Annotated in this window: 11 protein-coding genes; 7 read left to right on the forward strand and 4 right to left on the reverse strand. The window is 51.9% G+C overall.

The window, feature by feature from the left end; translation table 11 throughout:
• Positions 1–233: 233 nt before the first annotated feature.
• From KIS77_21990 to KIS77_22020, 7 genes are all read left to right on the forward strand, one after another.
• The gene (locus KIS77_21990; GenBank protein ID MCW5925008.1) at positions 234–743 is read left to right on the forward strand and encodes a hypothetical protein; all 510 of its coding nucleotides are present in this window, start codon (positions 234–236) and stop codon (positions 741–743) included.
• Positions 744–861: 118 nt separating this feature from the next.
• Complete coding sequence (locus KIS77_21995) at positions 862–1,875, forward strand: hypothetical protein (GenBank protein MCW5925009.1); 1,014 nt, start codon at positions 862–864, stop codon at positions 1,873–1,875.
• Positions 1,847–2,146 carry a hypothetical protein gene (locus tag KIS77_22000; GenBank protein ID MCW5925010.1) on the forward strand — a complete coding sequence of 100 codons (300 nt, stop codon included), beginning with the start codon at positions 1,847–1,849 and terminating at the stop codon, positions 2,144–2,146. Before KIS77_21995 ends, KIS77_22000 begins: the two co-directional genes overlap by 29 nt.
• A 180-nt stretch (positions 2,147–2,326) precedes the next feature.
• Positions 2,327–2,983 (forward strand): hypothetical protein, encoded by a 657-nt coding sequence (locus KIS77_22005; GenBank protein ID MCW5925011.1) that lies wholly within the window; start codon positions 2,327–2,329, stop codon positions 2,981–2,983.
• A 711-nt stretch (positions 2,984–3,694) separates the two neighbouring features.
• Positions 3,695–4,432: a response regulator transcription factor gene (locus tag KIS77_22010; protein MCW5925012.1), complete on the forward strand. Its 738-nt coding sequence runs from the start codon at positions 3,695–3,697 to the stop codon at positions 4,430–4,432.
• 167 nt (positions 4,433–4,599) lie between these two features.
• Positions 4,600–6,666 carry a methylmalonyl-CoA mutase gene (scpA, locus tag KIS77_22015; GenBank protein MCW5925013.1) on the forward strand — a complete coding sequence of 689 codons (2,067 nt, stop codon included), beginning with the start codon at positions 4,600–4,602 and terminating at the stop codon, positions 6,664–6,666.
• 213 nt (positions 6,667–6,879) lie between these two features.
• The gene (locus KIS77_22020) at positions 6,880–8,541 is read left to right on the forward strand and encodes a T9SS type A sorting domain-containing protein (GenBank protein MCW5925014.1); all 1,662 of its coding nucleotides are present in this window, start codon (positions 6,880–6,882) and stop codon (positions 8,539–8,541) included.
• A 64-nt stretch (positions 8,542–8,605) separates the two neighbouring features.
• On the opposite strand, the gene KIS77_22025 is transcribed toward KIS77_22020, so the two are convergent.
• The 4 genes from KIS77_22025 to rpoB all read right to left on the reverse strand — a co-directional run bounded on the left by KIS77_22025 (position 8,606) and on the right by rpoB (position 19,970).
• On the reverse strand, positions 8,606–10,291 hold the full coding sequence (locus tag KIS77_22025) for a DEAD/DEAH box helicase (GenBank protein ID MCW5925015.1): 1,686 nt from the start codon (positions 10,289–10,291) through the stop codon (positions 8,606–8,608).
• 580 nt (positions 10,292–10,871) lie between these two features.
• Positions 10,872–15,167: a DNA-directed RNA polymerase subunit beta' gene (gene rpoC / locus KIS77_22030; GenBank protein MCW5925016.1), complete on the reverse strand. Its 4,296-nt coding sequence runs from the start codon at positions 15,165–15,167 to the stop codon at positions 10,872–10,874.
• Between the two features lie 105 nt (positions 15,168–15,272).
• Positions 15,273–16,043 (reverse strand): FkbM family methyltransferase, encoded by a 771-nt coding sequence (locus KIS77_22035; protein MCW5925017.1) that lies wholly within the window; start codon positions 16,041–16,043, stop codon positions 15,273–15,275.
• Between the two features lie 87 nt (positions 16,044–16,130).
• Positions 16,131–19,970: a DNA-directed RNA polymerase subunit beta gene (rpoB, locus tag KIS77_22040; protein MCW5925018.1), complete on the reverse strand. Its 3,840-nt coding sequence runs from the start codon at positions 19,968–19,970 to the stop codon at positions 16,131–16,133.
• Between the last annotated feature and the right edge of the window lie 141 nt (positions 19,971–20,111).

The following is a 20,111-nucleotide window of genomic DNA, read 5'->3' on the forward strand; positions in this document are numbered from 1 at the left end:
GCCATTTGACAAACCATGGCGAATCAGGGTATGCTTTTTCGCGCAATGCACACGCCTGTTTCGAGGCGATTTCTCGCTCGAATGGCGGCAATCATGTATGTTTGCCACGCTTTGGCCAAAATCATTCCCACGAACCATTAACAAGGCAGCCCATCCCCTTTGGTCTCCGACCACACAATTTGAACCAACCGCTCAGCATCTTTGCACCAGTTTTTCACAAAATCAACTTTCGCATGGCAAACGAAACCAAAACTGAGAAAGGGAAAAATCGAGAAACGCTCTTGCTGGTTGTTATCGCCTTGTTCGGCATCGCGGGGCTTGTCGCGCTTCAATTTTCGCGGAAAGACCCCACCCGTCGTTCGGGCGACAAGTCGCTCGTGCAAGCGGAAAATCAAGCCACCGACATTGACCCCAACGCCTCCGCCCCCATCCAGAAAATACCCGGCGAACTGCTCCACACCAGCGAACACCCGGAAGCAGGCCGTCCTTTCAAATTCTACATGGTGAAATACAGCCAAGGCCCCGAATACGAGCTCGATTTTGGCGACGGAAGCCCTCGCAAACCTTTTGTGGATGGCACCGTGCAACACATCTTTAAAAAACACGGCCCCTGCATCGTGACACTATACGCCCGCTATGAAGGTCAGGAGGTGGCGCTCGACACGCTCCGAAGAATCGTGGCCCGCGTCAAAGAAGAGGTGCTGGTAGGGCCGAAAGGGAAACCCGTCATTGACTATGACTAACAAGCGGTTCTGCTTGATTTTTTTAACGAAAATTTTGCAGCCAAACCCTTTTCAGTAGTTTTGTCGCACACAGAAACGCAAACCGTTATTTCGCACACATCACAAACATTAGAACGGAATGAAGAAAATCGGAATTCTACACGGCAAGGAATCATCCTTCCCAGAGGCATTTGTCGCCCGCGTCAATGCCAAAAAAGTCAAGGGCATACACGCCGAGCCAGTCCTCGTGGAGGAACTCATGCAAGGGCATCCAACATCTTATGCGGTGATGATAGACCGCATCAGCCAAGATGTCCCCTTTTATCGAGCCTATCTGAAAAACGCGGCGCTCAACGGCACCGCCGTGCTCAACAACCCTTTTTGGTGGAGCGCCGACGAAAAGTTTTTCAACAATTGCCTTTCCACTAAAATCGGCGTCCCGGTGCCCCGCACCATTCTGTTGCCCTCCAAACAGATGCCACCCGACACCAGTGCCCAGAGCTTCCGCAACATGAAGTACCCGCTCGACTGGGAAAAAATGATTGACTATCTCGGCGGCTTTCCCCTCTTTATGAAACCCCATGCTGGCGGCGGCTGGAAAAACGTCTATAAAGTCAACAACTTCGATGAGTTTTTCCGCGATTACAACGAGACCAACACCCTCGTCATGCTGCTGCAAGAAGCCATTGATTTCGATGCCTATTTTAGATGCTACTGCCTCGGCGGCAAATATGTGCGCATCATGGACTACGAGCCGCGCAACCCGCACCATCTGCGCTATGTGGCCGACCACAAAGTACCCAAAGCACTGCGCGACCAAATGCACGAGCTCGTGCTTCGCATCAACCACGCACTTGGCTACGACTTCAACACCGTCGAATTCGCCATACGCGATGGCATCCCCTACGCCATTGATTTCTGCAACCCAGCACCCGACGCCGACGTAAACTCGGTCGGCGAGGAGAACTTTGAATGGGTAGTGGAAAACGCCGCGAACATGGCCATCGAGAAAGCACTTGCCCACAAAGATGGCGGCAACAACCTCACATGGGGCACTTTCATGCACGACGCCGTGGCTGGCCGTATGCCAACCATGCCCGATGGGGAAAAAGCCCCCAAAACAAGTGGCAAAGCATCAAAAGCAAAAAAGTAAGAATTTGCTTTCTGCTTCAAACAAACTGGAAACCCGCTCGCGAGTCATTCGCGCAGCGGGTTTTTCTTTAAGCCTCGATTCAAAAAGCAATCCACAGGATAAATTTCCAAAAATCAGTCGAACACTGTTCACGCGAGCTTCCAACAAAGCATCAACCACAGCGTCACCTCTCGAATCTTCAAAGAACCGCGCCTTTTCTGCACCTTCCGCTACGCCGACCACATTCCTGTTCTTTGACAAAACCGGACAAAACGTTGACTCGTATATGTGACTTTGATACCGCTCAAAGTCTAAATCCCGCTCTCCTCAAAAAATTTTTCTCAAAAAAACCTGAACGCGCGATTTTTTGGCACTCCATTTGACACTACCCCTATATGCGCCGAAAAATAACAAAAAGCGCCGTTTAATCGAAAATCATCCACATCATCTCACAAACCAATACTTAAGCAACATGAAAAAGAACGCCGCAATTCCGACCATCCTGCTCGCTCTCGCCAGCCTCTTCGCTTTCCAAGTGAAAGCACAAGACGCTCCGACGTTTCAGGATTTCTTGGCTCAGTTTCCGGCTGCCGAGCTTCCTTACTCCTTCAACGCTGAAGAACTGCAAGGCCAGCTTCAAAACAACGCCGCAGCCAAAGCCAAGCGCCTTGGTTGGGAATACTACGAGTTCCTTCCCGAACTCGAGCGCAGCGCCCAATTCAGCAGCATGCCAGTGTATCCAGAACCAGTCGCAAAATTTGAAACGGAAAACAACATCGCCGTTCTTTACAATATCGCTCGCGGCCTGAGCCGTGGCACAAAAACTTACAGCATCACCATTTTCGACAAAGAAGGTCAATATGTCGGCACTCACTATGTGGCAGGTGTGAACCCTAACTCACTTACCGTCGCGACAATTGCCGAAAACCTCAGCGCCGACGTAAAGGAATACAAAGTGAACTGGGCCAATGACTTCCGTACTTTCGGTGCGCAAGACAATCAAATCAGCCTCAACCTCACCGACTTCCAGACGATTGACCTCGTTGCCCCCGGCAATCCTGACCAAATCGAGTGGTCGAGCCGCACCGCCCCACAGGATACTTCCGCTGACTTGGCTAAAATGAAATGACTGACAACCGAAGACATTAAAAACTGAATATAAGGCTGGAGCCATCCGATTCGTTTCGGGTGGCTCTTTTTTTTGCATAAAAAAGCCCGGCCGCGACTTTTCACGACCGGGGTTCTCGCCTATGAAGCATAAGACATCTGAACCAAGTGAAGTGTGGTTGGAACGGGGCAGTTTCTTTGAGAAATTTTTTGGAAAGAGAACCTAGTGTGATATTGGCCACTCCCTCGGAGTAGCCAATATCACATCAACAATACCGACACAAGCCAATGCCGAGGCCCGACACAGGAAGCAGCGTTGACATAGCCTGAGGTTTGATACAAGAAAATAGGCTGGCAAAAAACGGCGCGATGAAACGCGCCAATGGCACACGCAGCGCCGAAAGAAGGGAAGCTGGTCTGTTCATGAGACGGCATAGGGATGTAATGAGTAATCGGATGCTTTTGGATAAGGGATTAAAATAGTGCAGACAAAAATAGGGGGCAGTTGCCTGCTTTTTCAACAATCAAACGAACCTAACCTCAAAAATGTCGCCTATCTGTCTTTTTTAACATTCGCCCAAAGCCCGCCAAAACATGGCAATTTAACAAATTTATGCTGTCTTTAACCCCGCGCATACTTCGATTCGCGGGGGAACGTTAATGCAGCATCCGCAATCTCGAATAACCTACCCCTATATCGGAACATCATCTAATCACACCACTGACCGACTTTATGGCAAGTGCTAACTACAAAATCCTGCTCGTAGAAGACGACCAAAACTTCGGCGACGTACTCCGCTCCTATCTCGAAATGCACGACTACGCGGTCACGCTCGCCACCGACGGCGTGCTTGGACTGGAAGCTTTCAGGAAAAACAGTTTCGACCTTTGCATTTTTGACGTGATGATGCCGCGCAAAGACGGCTTCACGCTTGCCAAGGAAATACGCGAGCGCAATCAAGAAGTGCCTATCATCTTCCTCACCGCCAAAACGATGAAGGACGACGTGTTGCAAGGCTTTAAACTTGGCGCCGATGATTATATCTCCAAACCTTTTAACTCGGAAGAACTTTTGCTGCGCATCCAAGCCGTGCTTAAACGCTTTCACAAGAACGCCGACCCCCGCGACGACCAGCGAGAGTTCACCATCGGCAAATACCATTTCAATTACCCCGTGCGCATCCTGACCTTCACGGAGGCGCAGCCCGGCGAGGAAAAACAATGGAAGCTAAGCCCAAAAGAGGCGGAGCTGCTCAAATTGTTCTGCAAATACATCAACGACGTGATGCCGCGCACAGAGGCGCTCACCAAGATTTGGCACGAAGACACCTATTTCACCGCTCGTTCGATGGATGTTTTTGTGACCAAGCTCCGCAAGTATCTCGCAAAAGACCCTGCTATCGAGATTGTCAACATTCACGGCAATGGCTTCCAACTCCTCGTGAAGGATATGGTAGCAAGCCCCGCCTGAATCGTGTTGCCATAAAAAGTATCACATCCACTACAGCCCGTGCGCCAATCTCCCCCCCGGTCGTGCGGGCTTGTTTTTTTGTGGCCGCCGTTCCAAGCAATCGTTTAAGGGGCGTGTCAGCCGAATAAATCACCGATATTTCGCCCTCGAAACCAAAATCCGTTGTGATGCTCACTCCTGATTTTTCCAAAATACAATTCGACCCGGCGCTGCGGCCTGCCGAAGCGCCTCTGCCTCCCAGCAACGTGTGGCAACGATACGTCGCCGGCATCCCGCCCTTTCTCGGTGGCCCCTACTCTACGATGTATGCCACTCAGCCTTGGACCATTCGCCAGTACGCAGGCTTCTCCACCGCTGAGGAAAGCAACGCATTCTATCGTCGCAATCTCGCTGCGGGGCAAAAAGGGCTTTCCGTTGCCTTTGATTTGGCCACCCATCGCGGCTATGACTCCGACCACCCGCGAGTGGTGGGCGATGTCGGCAAAGCAGGCGTGGCCATTGATACGTTGGAAGACATGAAAATCCTTTTTGACCAAATACCGCTCGACCAGATGTCGGTCTCCATGACGATGAATGGCGCCGTCATTCCAGTCATGGCTTTTTACATCGTGGCAGCGGAGGAACAAGGGGTTTCGCCCGAACAACTTTCAGGCACCATTCAGAATGATATCCTGAAAGAGTTCATGGTGCGCAACACTTACATCTATCCGCCGGCGCCCAGCATGCGCATCATCAGCGATATTTTCGCTTACTGCGCTCGACGAATGCCCAAGTTCAACTCTATCTCCATATCGGGCTACCACATCCATGAGGCTGGCGCCCCGGCTGAGCTGGAGCTGGCATATACCCTCGCCGATGGTCTCGAATATATCAGAGCAGGGCTTGCGGCAGGGCTGGATATTGATGATTTTGCACCAAGACTCTCCTTCTTTTGGGGCATCGGGATGAACCACTTCACCGAAATCGCCAAGATGCGTGCGGGACGGCTTTTGTGGGCAAAACTCGTCAGGCAATTCGGCCCCCACAACGCCAAGTCACTCATGCTACGCACCCACTGCCAGACCTCGGGATGGTCGCTCACAGAACAAGACCCCTTCAACAACGTGGCCCGCACTTGCATCGAGGCGATGGCGGCAGTCTTGGGCGGCACACAAAGCCTGCATACCAATTCGTTTGATGAGGCCATTGCTTTGCCAACCGATTTTTCTGCGAAAATCGCCCGCGACACGCAGATTTTTATTCAGAAGGAAAGCAACGTCACGCGAGCGGTTGACCCTTGGGCGGGCTCATATTTTGTGGAACAACGAACACTGGATTTGGTGGAAAAGGCTTGGGCCTTGATTGAGGAAGTGGAACAATTAGGTGGCATGGCCAAGGCCATAGAAGAAGGATTGCCCAAACTTCGCATCGAAGAGGCTGCCGCTCAAAAACAGGCGCGAATTGATTCGGGCCAGGACAAAATCGTTGGGGTCAACATTTTTCAAGTGGCTGATAATGTTCCCTTCGATATACTTGACATTGACAACGCCACCGTGCGTGAAGGCCAAATACGCAGACTGAACGAGGTGCGAAAAAACCGCGACGAATCTGCCGTAAAGACGGCTTTGAACGCCCTCACGCATTGCGCAAAATCAGGGCAAGGGAATTTGTTGGAATTGGCCATCGTAGCTGCTCGCGCGCGTGCCACGCTGGGTGAAATATCGTTGGCTATGGAAAACGCATTCGGGCGCTTCGTAGCCACCACCAAATCCATCTCTGGCATCTATGCTGCCAACATGAAACAGAACGAAGATTTTGAAAAAGCGCGTCGGATGGCCGACACCTTCGCTGCGCAAGAAGGTCGCCGCCCACGCATCATGGTTGCCAAGCTCGGCCAAGACGGTCACGACCGGGGCGCAAAGGTCATCGCCACCGCTTTTGCCGATTTGGGGTTTGACGTGGACATCGGCCCCTTGTTCCAAACACCCGCCGAAGCGGCCCGCCAAGCGGCGGAAAACGACGTGCACATACTCGGCATTTCCTCCTTGGCAGCGGGGCACAAGACTTTGGTGCCCCAGACAATCGAGGCACTCCGCGAACTGGGCCGCCCTGATATTCTTGTCGTGGTGGGTGGCGTGGTGCCTCAGCAGGATTACGATTTTTTGAAAAAAGCAGGCGCGGCAGCGGTGTTCGGGCCCGGCACAATAGTGGCAAAGGCGGCACAGGAGCTGCTGGGGGTGCTGATGAGTGAATGATTATACCTCGCACCGCCAAGTTTTGGGCATAGCTGCAATCGCAATCTGTTCAAAATCAGGGGGAGCAATCATGGTCATCTGACAAATCCCAACGAACTAAGGCATACATTGCCGTATCTTTGAAATCTGACTTATCCAAATATTGGGTTTGGCTCATCTAAATGGTTTCAAGTTCTTTGCATCCGATTTATTTGACCAATTCAGCATTTGGACATGAGACTTCTGATTTCACTATTGTTAGGCATTGCCATCCATACTGTAGCCGCACAAAATCCTGCAACCAACCAAACATGGATTAATTCAGGAAAAGTAAGCGCCCGCATCACTTCAGCAGGAATTCATGCAGACAGTCTTGGTGGTTTCGTTTTGGGAAATGATGCGCCCGGGCTTCCTCCCAAAAATTTGCTTGGTCATCTTGCTCCATGGATAGGAGGGCTTGACCCGGCAGGCAATCTGAAGTTAGCTTGTGAAATGGACGACCCAACAGTGTCTGACTGGCAGCAGGGAATACGCGGTGTGACGGGTTCAGGTAAGGTTTGGAAAGTCAGCCGTGAACAAATATCAGAACACATTTCCGACTTTCAAGATAACGGTGTGATAGATAACCCTATCCCTGCCATATTTGCTTGGCCAGCGCCGGGCAATCCTCATTCCACGTTGCTGAACGAATTCGCTATCCCGCCTCAATACAGGCCATTGCCGCACTTCTACGACCACAATAATGATGGAATTTATGACCCTTATGATGGGGACTACCCTACGGTAGGGCACTTGGCATCTTTCTCCAATCTTGTCCCTGAGCAGCTAGTGTGTGCTCCCTTTTTCGATAATGGCCTCCATGCTCTTTCAGCAAGTGTCAAAGAAATCTCGATGAACGGTATGCTTACAGCATTTACCCTCGATTGCAACGAGAAAGAATTTGCTCAAAACACTATCTTTTTCGCATATAGTTTCTCTTATGAAGATATCGAGCGGGCAGATTCGGCATACTTTGGCCTTTTCGCAGATTTTGAGCTTGGCTACCCGCACGATGACTATTTGGGATGCTCAATGCCGAAAAAAGCTGCTGTTTATTGCTACAACGCTGATACATTGAATGACTTGGTAGCAGGCCAAAATCCGGCTATGATTTCTATTAACTCTTTTCGCGGCCCGTTGGACACATTTGGAAATCTAATTGAGTTGAGCCACGCAATCCCAATCCTGCATTCCAATGAGTTCCCGGCCGCCGTGAGGAGGCCCCATTTGCCCATAGGGTTTTACAGGTATCTGTCAGGGCATTGGCGTGATGGTTCTCCTTTATTGGCGGGAGGGATAGGCTACAATAGCGGTGGGGAAAAAGTCAAGTTTGCATTTCCGGGACACCCTTCCAATGCTGACGGCTGGAGCGAAATCTCGGCTTCCAACCCTTTGAGTGACAGAGAGATGATAATCAGTTACGGGCCGTTGACCATTAAGCCGGGCGCAGTTAACGAGGTCTTCTTTTCCATCTCAGCCTTAACCGAAAAAGGCCCATCGGCACAACTCCAGCGACTTGACGAGTTCAGGCTTTTGCAAGAACATCTGTTGGAAAACAACCCCATTGGGCAGCCATTATGTGCTTCCACCGCCACAAAGGAACATACCAAACAGGGGATATCTGTATTCCCCAACCCCGCTTCATCGCGACTAATAATCCGCACCGATATATCAGGTGCTATCACACTGACTTTGTTCAATGCTTTTGGAAGCAAAGTTTTAGAAAAAACGGAGTTAACCTCGGAAGGAAAAATAATTGAACGCTCAATCGCAAATCTACCTGCTGGCCTTTACATATTGAGATGGGAGGCGGCAGATGGGCGGCATGGTACCCACAAAATAATCGTGCAGCATTAGGAAATGTAATCGGAAACCACACTACCGAGCAAGCAGCATCGGTAGTGTGGCTTGAAGAATAGGACTACCACTTCTTCCCCTTTTTCTTTTTCCCGAATTTCTCGAAAAATTTATCCTCTTTCGTCCTCTTTTCTTTGGGGGCAGAAGCATCATCCACTCGGATTCGACGACCATTGATGGTAAATTCGGAAAGCCCCTGACGCACCACGTTTACATAGGCCGCGTCGAGGTCGAAGTGCATATAGGCGCGATTGAGGTCAATGTGCCCAATGGCTCTGTCGGGCACCCCAAAGGTGCGGGAAAGCAGTCTGATGAAGTCCTTCTTTGACACGCCATCCATGTCGCCGATATTGGCAAACAGACGAGCCATTTGCCCTGCGGGTTGGCCGTTGTGGGTTCTTGCGCCGCGTTTGTCGCCGCGCGGATAGACGTTGATGTCAGGTGCGTCGCGGTAGTAAGCGAGAAAACGGTTGAACTCGACACTTGCAAAACGCTTGATGAGTTCTTCCTTGCTGAGGTCTTTCAGTTCTTCGTTGATGCGAGCCATGTAGGGTTCTATCTCCGCGTGATGCACCTCTTGGTTGTGGATGTTGTTGACAATATGGTAGAGCTGCTGCTCGCACACCTCGATGCCCGTCGGGATTGATTTTTTGGTAAAAGATGCTTTGTTCTTCCGCTCTATGAGGCGTATGCGTTCCTCGAACTTTGGCGTGACAATACTGATACTCACACCAGTGCGACCCGCACGGCCAGTGCGACCTGAGCGGTGGGTATAGACCTCCACCTCGTCGGGCAGGCCGTAGTTGATGACGTGGCTGATGTTGCTCACATCCAAGCCACGCGCCGCCACATCAGTGGCGATAAGCAGCTGCAAGTGGCCCTCGCGGAAACGCTGCATCACGCGGTCGCGGTCGCTTTGGGCCAAGTCGCCGTGTAGCGCATCCGAATTGTAGCCGTCGCGTATCATCTGCTCGGCCACTTCTTTCGTCTCGTTTTTGGTGCGGCAGAAAATAAGGGCATAAATGCCGGGGTTGGCATCCACCACCCGTTTCAAGGTGGCGTAGCGGTCGTCGGCCCTACAGACGTAGTAGATGTGCTCAATGTTCTCATTGGTTTGGTTGCGCTTGCCGGTGCTTAGCTCTTGCGGGTTGGCCATGTAGTCAGCAGCGATAGCGCGCACCTCGTTGGGCATGGTGGCCGAAAACAACCAGATGGATTCACGATTTTCGGCAGCGGCGAGGATGAAGTCAATGGCTTCTTTAAAGCCCATATTGAGCATTTCATCGGCTTCGTCGAGCACGACGCGGCGCACGCCATCCAGCCGGACGGCTTTGCGTGTCATCAAGTCCATGAGACGACCGGGGGTCGCCACCACGATTTGTGCCCCTGCCCTAATTTGCCGGATTTGGCCCTCGATACCAGCACCGCCGTAAACTGCGACCACTTTGTATTGATGGGCGAAGTGTGAGTAGTTGACCAAGTCATTGGCGACTTGCACGCACAGTTCGCGGGTAGGGCACATGATGAGCGCCTGAACGCCTCGCTCTGAGGGGTCAATCCGCTGCAGCAGGGGCAGGCCAAAGGCAGCTGTTTTGCCCGTGCCTGTTTGGGCCAATGCGATGATGTCGTCGTCGGTGGAAAGTGCAGTGGGGATGACAAGTTCCTGCACAGGTGTGGGCGTTTCGAAGCCCAGTGCTGCAATGCCTTGCAGCAAGTCGTCGGCGATGCCGAGATTCTTAAAAGCTGTCATTAAAAATGTGTGTGTTAGAAAAAAACAAGAGGGACTTGGCTGCCCACCCCTCTGCTCTTCTTCTCCACACATTCCGCCGGACGGGCGATTGCGAAAAACAATTGAAAGGAAGCCTTTGCCCTATTTTATCATAAAGAAGGATGTCTTACAAGTCTAAGTTTCGACTGGGATGACAAGGTTTACAGTTTTTTCCCTTCGAAGAAGGGCTTGAATCACGTAAATCTTGTAATTCCTGTCAACAAATTTCACTTGTGAGAAATCCTCCTAACTTTCCCAAAAATGTCCACAAAACATGGATTTCCAGAAAGCGGCGGTTTTGACTTGAATGGTCGGGGTCGGTCACCACACTAATGGATATTATTTTTGTGCTACAAAGACACAAAGGCACAAAATGCGGCAAATCAATGATTATTTTGCTTTGCGTCTTTGTGACTTCGTGGCAAATTTCAAAATGCCCAGTAGTGTGGTCGGTGACATTTGTTCGCAAAAAAGCGCCGCCGCCTGAAACGAGTGTCGAAACAAAGCGGCGGCACCATTAACTGTCTATCAATTGAAATGCCTGCGACGAGCGGCGCATTCGTCATTCATCTTCCACCAATACTTCTTCTTGCTGTTCGCGGAACGGACGGCCCGAACCCGTGACCTGCAAGCGGTCGTATTTGCGCATACCCGTGCCTGCTGGGATTTTTTTGCCTACAATCACGTTCTCTTTCAAGCCCATGAGGTAGTCTTTCTTTGCAGCGATGGCGGCCGTGCTAAGCACTTTGGTGGTTTCTTGGAACGACGCGGCAGAAATCCACGACTCGGTGCCAAGTGATGCTTTGGTGATACCCAGCAGCATCGAGACGGCGGTAGCCGGAATGGCGTCGCGGTATTCCACAAGTTTCTTGTCGTTGCGCTTGAGGAAAGAGTTTTCCTCACGCACTTGACGGAGTGTCACCAAGGCACCTGCTTTTAGTTTGGTGCTATCCCCTGCGTCAATGACGAATTTTTTATCAAAAATCCAGTCGTTGTAATCAATGAATTCGTTGCGCTCCACTGGTTCGCCTTCCAAGAAGTGGGTGTCGCCTGGGTCGACGATTTCGAGACGGCGCAACATCTGCCGCACGATGACCTCGATGTGTTTGTCGTTGATGTTGATGCCCTGCGAACGATACACTTCTTGCACGCCGTTGACGAGGTACGAGGAGGCTGCGAAAGGTCCGGCAATGGCCAGGATGTCTTTCACCGAAATGGCTCCTTCCGTGAGCGCGGTGCCAGCCCGCACAAAGTCACCGTCCTGCACGAGGACGTGCTTGGTGAGTGGGATGAGGTATTTCCGCTTTTGGCCGTCTTTGGCCTCGATGATGGCTTCGCGGTTGCCACGCTTGAGCGCGCCAAAGGTGATGACACCGTCAATTTCTGCCACGACCGCTGGGTTGGATGGGTTACGGGCTTCGAAGAGCTCGGTCACGCGCGGGAGGCCACCCGTGATGTCCGCGATTTTGCCTAGCTTGCGCGGAATTTTCACGATTTGTTGGCCGGATTTTACTGCCTCTTCGTCGTCCACGGAGATGTAGGCTCCCACGGGGAGAGAGTAAGTTTTGAATTCTTCTCCGGTTTTGGCATTGAGAATCGTGACGGAAGGGATTTTCTTTTTGTTCTTACTTTCAATCACTACCTTTTCTGCGAAGCCAGTTTGGTCGTCGCGCTCCATGCGGAAGGTGACACCTTCCTCGAGGTTGTTGTAGCGCACGATACCGTTGAATTCGCTCACGATAACGGCGTTGAAGGGGTCCCATTCGCATATTTTGTCACCACGTTGCACTTCTTGGCCATCGCTGACATGCAGGATGGAGCCATAGGGGATGTAGTTGTTGGCGAGTACCCGATTGTTTTTCGGGTCCACCATGCGAATTTCGCCTGTACGCGACACGACCACTTTCACTGGTTTGCCTTCAGCATCTGCGCCTTCGACGGTGCGGATAGAGTCAAACTCCAACTTACCGTTGCTGCGAGCAGTGATGTTGTTTTCCGTTTGACCAATCATGGCCGTACCACCCGTGTGGAAGGTGCGGAGTGTCAGCTGCGTACCCGGTTCGCCGATGGATTGGGCTGCAATGATGCCAGTGGCATCTCCCATTTCGGCTATACGTCCGGTCGCCAAGTTTTTGCCGTAGCACTTGGCACAGATACCGTGACGGCTTTCGCAGGTCAGCACCGAACGGATTGTCACTGTTTCGATATCGGCGTTTTCGATATCGCCCGCGATTTTATCCGTGATGTATTCTCCCGCAGCCACAAGCAATGCCTCCGTTTCCGGATGGTAGATGTCGTAGAGGCTGTAACGTCCTTTGATACGGTCTTTCAGATTTTGAATAATCTTGTCGCCTTCTTTGAGGGCGGAAGTATCAATGCCGCGAAGCGTGTTGCAGTCCACCTCGCGTATAACTACGTCTTGCGCTACGTCCACCAGACGACGTGTGAGATAACCTGCATCAGCCGTTTTCAATGCAGTGTCGGCCAGACCCTTGCGTGCACCGTGTGTCGAGATGAAAAACTCTTGCACCGAAAGTCCTTCAAGGAAGTTGGACAGAATTGGGTTTTCGATGATGGCGCCTCCTGTGTCGCCGGACTTACGCGGTTTGGCCATGAGGCCACGCAATCCGCACAACTGTTTGATTTGTTGCTTGGAGCCACGCGCACCGGAGTCGAGCATCATAAACACTGAGTTGAATCCCTGCTTGTGGGCACTCAGTTCTTTCATGAGCTGGTCGGTAACGCGGTTGTCAGCGAAAGTCCATTTATCAATGATTTGGTTATAGCGCTCGTTGTAGGTGATGAGACCCATGTTGTAGTTGTCCCACACTTCATCTACTTCGGTTTGCGCTGCCTCAAGGGCCTTGCGTTTCAAATCTGGAATAATCAGGTCGCCCAAGTTGAAGGATAGACCCGCTTTGAACGCCCAACCGAAGCCTAGTTCTTTGATACTGTCGAGGAATTCGGCGGTGGTTTTGAAGCTGGTGCGTCCCAATATGTCACCGATGATGCCTTTCAGGTTGCGTTTCGTGAGCAGCTCGTTGATGAAAGGGACACCTTGCGGCACGGCTTGGTTGAACAGCACGCGACCTACCGTTGTGTTGATGCGTTTGTGGACGATTTGGCCGTTTTCATCTTGTGGCACTCGGCATTCAATGCCTGCGTGGAGGTCGAGTTGGCCTTCGTTGTAAGCAATCAGGACTTCTTCGGTGGAATAGAATCGGCGGCCTTCGCCTTTCACCGGGTTGTCTGGGATTGACTTGCGCTCTTTTGTCAAGTAGTACAAGCCCAATACCATGTCCTGCGATGGCAGTGTGATGGGCGAGCCGTCCTGAGGGTTGAGCATGTTGTGGCTCGAAAGCATCAGCACTTGTGCTTCTAAAATAGCGGCGTGGCTCAACGGAACGTGGACGGCCATTTGGTCGCCGTCGAAGTCGGCGTTGAAGGCTGTGCAGACGAGCGGGTGCAATTGGATGGCCTTGCCCTCTATGAGTCGAGGCTGGAAGGCTTGGATAGACAAGCGGTGCAGTGTCGGGGCTCGGTTGAGCATGACCGGGTGCCCGCGCAGGATGTTTTCGAGAATCTCCCAAATAACTTGGTCTTTGCGGTCAACGAGTTTTTTCGCGGATTTCACCGTTTTCACGATACCGCGCTCGATGAGTTTTCTGATAATGAATGGCTTGAACAGCTCGGCTGCCATTGCCTTCGGAATGCCGCACTCGTGGAGTTTGAGTGTCGGCCCCACCACGATGACCGAACGGCCGGAGTAGTCCACGCGCTTGCCGAGAAGGTTCTGACGGAAACGCCCTTGCTTGCCTTTCAAGATGTCGGACAGCGATTTGAGTGCGCGGCCACCTTCGGCTTTTACTGCGTTGGACTTGCGCGAGTTGTCGAAGAGTGAGTCGACAGCTTCTTGCAGCATCCGCTTTTCGTTGCGCAGAATGACTTCCGGCGCTTTGATTTCCAACAGGCGCTTCAGGCGGTTGTTGCGGATGATGACACGACGGTAGAGGTCGTTGAGGTCAGAGGAGGCAAAACGGCCACCATCCAACGGAACGAGTGGGCGCAATTCGGGGGGCACCACAGGCAGGTATTGAATAATTGCCCATTCGGGGCGCTGGCCCGAATCTTCCAGACCCGAACGGAAAGCTTCCACTACGCGCAGGCGTTTGTTGGCATCCGTTTTTTTAGCTTGGCTGGTTTCGGTGTGCGCGTCGTGGCGCAACTGAGCCGAAAGGTCGTCCAGATTGAGGGTGCTCAACAGCGACAGGATGGCCTCTGCCCCCATTTTTGCGACAAATTTGTCGGGATGGGAGTCGTCGTGCAGCTGGTTGTCTTTGGGCAGTGCGTCGAGGATTTCGAGGTATTCTTCCTCGGTCAGCAAATCCATGCGGCTGATGCCTTCATCTGCTTTCACGCCGGGTTGTATCACCACATAGCGCTCGTAGTAGATGATGGACTCGAGTTTTTTCGACGACAGGCCGAGAAGATAGCCGATTTTGTTCGGCAAGCTCTTGAAGAACCATATATGTACGACGGGCACGACGAGGCGAATGTGCCCCATGCGTTCGCGTCGGACTTTTTTCTCGGTGACCTCCACGCCACAGCGGTCGCAGACGATACCCTTGTAACGGATGCGCTTGTATTTGCCACAGTAACATTCGTAGTCTTTGACCGGGCCAAATATGCGCTCGCAGAACAGGCCGTCGCGTTCGGGCTTGTAGGAGCGATAGTTGATGGTTTCCGGCTTGAGCACCTCTCCATAGCTGCGCTCAAGGATTTCATCCGGGCTGGCCAGCGAAATGGTTATGCTGTCGAAACCCTGGTCTGTTTTGTTGCTTTTCTTTTTGAAAGGCATATTGCTGTTGAGAATTTGAAAGTCCGAGATTCAGTATTTGTGTTTCAAGGGGCATCGGCGCATATCTCAAGCGCGACGACAAAAAGATTTTCACCTAAAATGTGCTCACGTTTTGCCTTGTGGGCGCTTAAGCACCCAAATCAGTCCATCTTCTATCAGCAGCTTCAAGCCTGCGCTTTCGAGCAGAACCCGACATTCAGCCACCTCTTCGTCGGAGAGTAATTCTGGGTGCGGGTGTATTTCCAAAATAACGGTGTGAAGCTGCTCAAGCCACTGACGGTTCTCCCGCAAAAACACCAATTCGCCACCTTCGATATCCATGATGAGCGTGTCGAACTTCAGGTTGTATGCCTGCTCCAATTCTCTCACCGTCTTTCCTCTGACGCTTATCTTTTCGGACCATTTTCGGCGCATGCTGCTCTCGCCGATGGTTGGGCCGATGTAGAAGTCATTGGAAGCGTTGCTTGACATCATGCAATTTTCGATAGAGAACGAGCTGTTGTTGTGGGCCTTGTTCCGCTCTATGTAGGGTATCATTTTCGGATTGGCTTCCACCACTATATGCCGTTCGGGATGTTTGAGGAGTTGATTGGCCACGCAAGCCACCACCCCAAGACATCCTCCCAATTCCAACACGCTTGCCTCCGGGTCTAAGTATTCCTCCAAATAAATGCGCTCGCGTTTTTCGTAAGAACCTATTTGAAATTGTCCTCGTAGGCGTATATCCGTCACATCATAGGGAACCAGCAATTCCACACCGTTCAACTTTACTTTTTCTTTTTGCAGCATGGTGAAATACATCCCTGCCAGCCAAGTCTTTGTATGAAACTTGAGCAGGTTGAAGTCTTTGCTCAAATGTTGAATCGTGACACCCATTGCTTAAAAAAGAATGAAGTTGCGATGCGGAATTGCTGTGTATCCGGGGGCATCGTTTCTTGTCGAAACGAAAGCCCTGCGTCATGGTTATTCAAATTTCACGTCCAACGCCAAGCCGCGCAATTCGTGCACGAGGACGTTGAACGATTCGGGTATGTTGGCATCGGGCAAGTTATCGCCCTTGACGATGGCCTCATAAGCTTTGGCACGCCCCTGAATGTCGTCTGACTTGTAGGTCAGCAGCTCTTGCAGGATGTTGGATGCGCCGTAAGCTTCGAGTGCCCACACTTCCATCTCACCAAAACGCTGGCCACCAAACTGTGCCTTACCGCCAAGTGGCTGCTGAGTGATGAGCGAGTATGGGCCGATGGAGCGGGCGTGCATCTTGTCGTCCACCATGTGGCTGAGTTTGAGCATATAGATGATGCCCACCGTTGCTTTTTGGTGGAAGCGGTCGCCCGTTTCGCCGTCGTGGAGATACGTCTGGCCCAGCTCGGGCAGGCTTGCCTTTTCAATCCATTCTTCTACCTCGTCGGTCTTGGCTCCATCGAAAATCGGGGTGGCGAATTTGACACCTAATTTCTCTCCGGCCCATCCCAACACGGTCTCAAAGATTTGTCCCAAGTTCATACGCGAAGGCACACCGAGCGGGTTGAGCACCACGTCAACGGGGGTGCCATCCTCAAGGAACGGCATATCTTCCATGCGCACGATGCGGCTCACGATGCCCTTGTTACCGTGGCGACCTGCGAGTTTGTCGCCTACTTTCAACTTGCGCTTTTTGGCAAGATAGACTTTCGCCAGTTTCAACACGCCAGCGGGAAGTTCGTCGCCAATGCTGATGTTGAATTTTTCGCGCTTGTAGCGGCCTACTTCTTCATTGACCTTGATGCTGTAATTGTGCAGCAGGCGGGCAATCAAGTGGTTGGTGTGCTTTTCGCTCGTCCAGTTGGTGTAGTCCACCTCCGCGTAGTTGATTTGCTCGCGCAATGCCTGCACGGTGAGTTTGCTGCCTTTGGGCAACATTTCTTCACCATAGATGCTGCGAATACCGTTGGTGGTCTTGTCTTTCACCAGCACCTGAAGTTTGTCTATCAGGGTGGTTTTCAACTTGTTGAGTGCCACTGCGTGTTCGTCGTCGAGCTTGTCGAGCAGCGCCTTTTCAGACTCTTTGATTTGCTTGTCTTTTTTGGCACGTGCAAACAACTGCTTGTCAATCACCACCCCATTGATGCTCGGCGGCACTTTCAAAGAGGCATCTTTCACGTCGCCGGCCTTGTCGCCGAAAATAGCGCGAAGCAGCTTTTCTTCGGGTGTCGGGTCGGTTTCGCCTTTGGGCGTGATTTTGCCTATGAGAATATCGCCCTCTTTGGCCCAAGCGCCGATGCGGATGATGCCATTTTCGTCCAAATCCTTCGTGGCTTCCTCGCTTACGTTCGGAATGTCGGCGGTCAGCTCTTCCTCGCCCAGCTTGGTATCGCGCACATCCAGCTCAAAGTGTTCGATGTGGATGGAGGTGAACACATCTTCCTGCACTACTCGTTCGGACAGCACGATGGCATCCTCAAAGTTGTAGCCTTTCCACGGCATGAACGCCACTTTGAGGTTTTGCCCCAACGCGAGTTCGCCGTTCTCCGTGGCGTAGCCTTCGCAGAGAATGTCGCCCGCTTCCACACGCTGACCGCGCCGCACAATGGGCTTCAAGTTGATGCAAGTGCCTTGGTTGGTACGCATGAACTTGGTCAGTTTGTAGGTCTTGCGTGCATCCTCGAACGAAACCAATTGGTCTTCCTCGGTGCGGTCGTAGTTGATGATGATTTCGTTGGCATCCACATACTCCACTACCCCGCTGCCCTCGGCATTGATGAGCATGCGCGAGTCGCGGGCGACTTTGGCTTCCAATCCCGTGCCCACGATAGGCGAGTGGGGCCGAATGAGGGGCACCGCTTGGCGTTGCATGTTGGAGCCCATGAGTGCACGGTTGGCATCGTCGTTTTCCAAAAACGGAATCAGTGAGGCCGACACGCCCACGATTTGGTTGGGCGCCACGTCAATATATTCCACTTCATCGGGTGTCAGAATCGGGAAGTCGCCGTGTTCGCGTGCTTTCACGCGGTCGTTGAGGAATGCTCCATTCTCGCCGACTGGGGTGTTGGCCTGCGCGATTTTCATGAAGTCCTCGGCTTCGGCAGAGAGGTACTGCACATCACCTTCAAGCACCACTTTGCCATCCCTTACATGACGATAGGGCGTTTCCAAAAAGCCCATCTTGTTGATTTTGGCATGGGTGCAAAGGGTGGAAATGAGACCAATGTTGGGTCCCTCCGGTGTCTCGATGGTGCAAAGACGGCCGTAGTGCGAATAGTGCACGTCGCGCACCTCAAAACCAGCGCGTTCGCGGGAAAGACCGCCCGGGCCGAGTGCCGAGATACGACGCTTGTGCGTGATTTCGGAGAGCGGGTTGGTCTGGTCGAGGAATTGCGACAACTGGCTGGTGCCAAAAAATGAGTTGATGACCGACGACAAGGTACGCGCATTGATAAGGTCAATGGGCGTGAACACCTCGTTGTCGCGCACGTTCATGCGTTCGCGGATAGTGCGTGCCATACGAGCAAGGCCAACGCCGAATTGCGCGTAGAGCTGCTCTCCCACCGTGCGAACTCGCCGGTTGGAAAGGTGGTCGATGTCGTCAATCTCAGCCTTGTTGTTTATCAAAGAGACAATGTAGCGCACGATGGCGATAATGTCTTCTTTGGTCAAGACCAAGTTGTTGGGGTCAATGTTCGTTTGGAGTTTGCGATTGATTTTGAAACGGCCTACCTCACCGAGGTTGTAGCGTTTATCAGAGAAAAACAGCTTGTCAATGATGCCACGTGCTGTTTCATCATCTGGGGGGTCGCTGCCGCGGAGTTGGCGGTAGATGTAGGTGACGGCCTCGATTTCGCTTGAGGTTGGGTCTTTTTGCAGCGTATTGTAAATAATGGAGAAGTCCTCCTCGATGTCGGTGCGCTGAAGGATGATGGTCGTCGTGCCAGCCTCGAGTATTTGCTCGATATTTTCTTCATCGAGCACCGTGTCACGCTCAAGGATAATCTCGTTGCGCTCAATCGTGACTACCTCGCCGGTGTCTTCATCCACAAAATCTTCAGCCCACGATTTCAGCACGCGAGCAGCAAGCTTGCGTCCGATGGCGGCCTCCAGATTTTCGCGGGTGCAAGCCACTTCATCGGCTAGGTTGAACAGGTCGAGAATGGCCTTGTCGGTATCGAACCCGATGGCGCGAAGCAGGGTGGTGACAGGAAACTTTTTCTTGCGGTCAATGTAGGCATACATGACCAGATTGATGTCAGTGGCAAATTCCATCCACGCGCCTTTGAACGGTATGACGCGGGCGGAATAAATTTTGGTGCCATTGGGGTGATAGCTTTGCCCAAAAAACACGCCTGGCGAGCGATGCAATTGTGAGACGATGACACGCTCGGCTCCATTGATGACAAATGTGCCTTTCGGTGTCATGTAGGGAATGTTTCCGAGGAATACATCCTGCACGATGGTCTGGAAATCAATGTGTTCCGGGTCGTTGCAGGAAAGTTTCAATTTCGCTTTCAACGGCACGGAATACGTCAGCCCCCGCTGCATACACTCGTCAATGGTGTATCGAGGGGGGTCAATGAAATAGTCGAGAAATTCCAGATTGAAAATGTTCCGCGCATCGGTGATGGGGAAGTTTTCTTGAAACACGCGATAGAGGCCCTCGTTGATGCGGTTCTCGGGCGTGGTTTCCAACTGGAAATATTCCTGAAATGACTTGAGCTGAATTTCGAGGAGGTCAGGGTAGTGACCAGCGAGGCGAATTTTGCCAAAATTGACGCGCTCTTGAACGCCTGTTTTGTGATTTGCCCCGTTTGAGATGCCGTTATTGGTCATTTTTGCAAAATATGCTTGAAATGCTGATTGGCAGGGTGATAAAGGTTGAAGGGATTGAAAGGGTCGTATAAGGATGAAGGGGATAATTCCCCCAACTTACCATCGGTGCAAGCGTGAATAAACGATTTTAAGGAACAAAAG

This window comes from Saprospiraceae bacterium (assembly GCA_026129545.1).
In the GTDB taxonomy this organism is placed as follows: Bacteria; Bacteroidota; Bacteroidia; order Chitinophagales; family Saprospiraceae; genus M3007.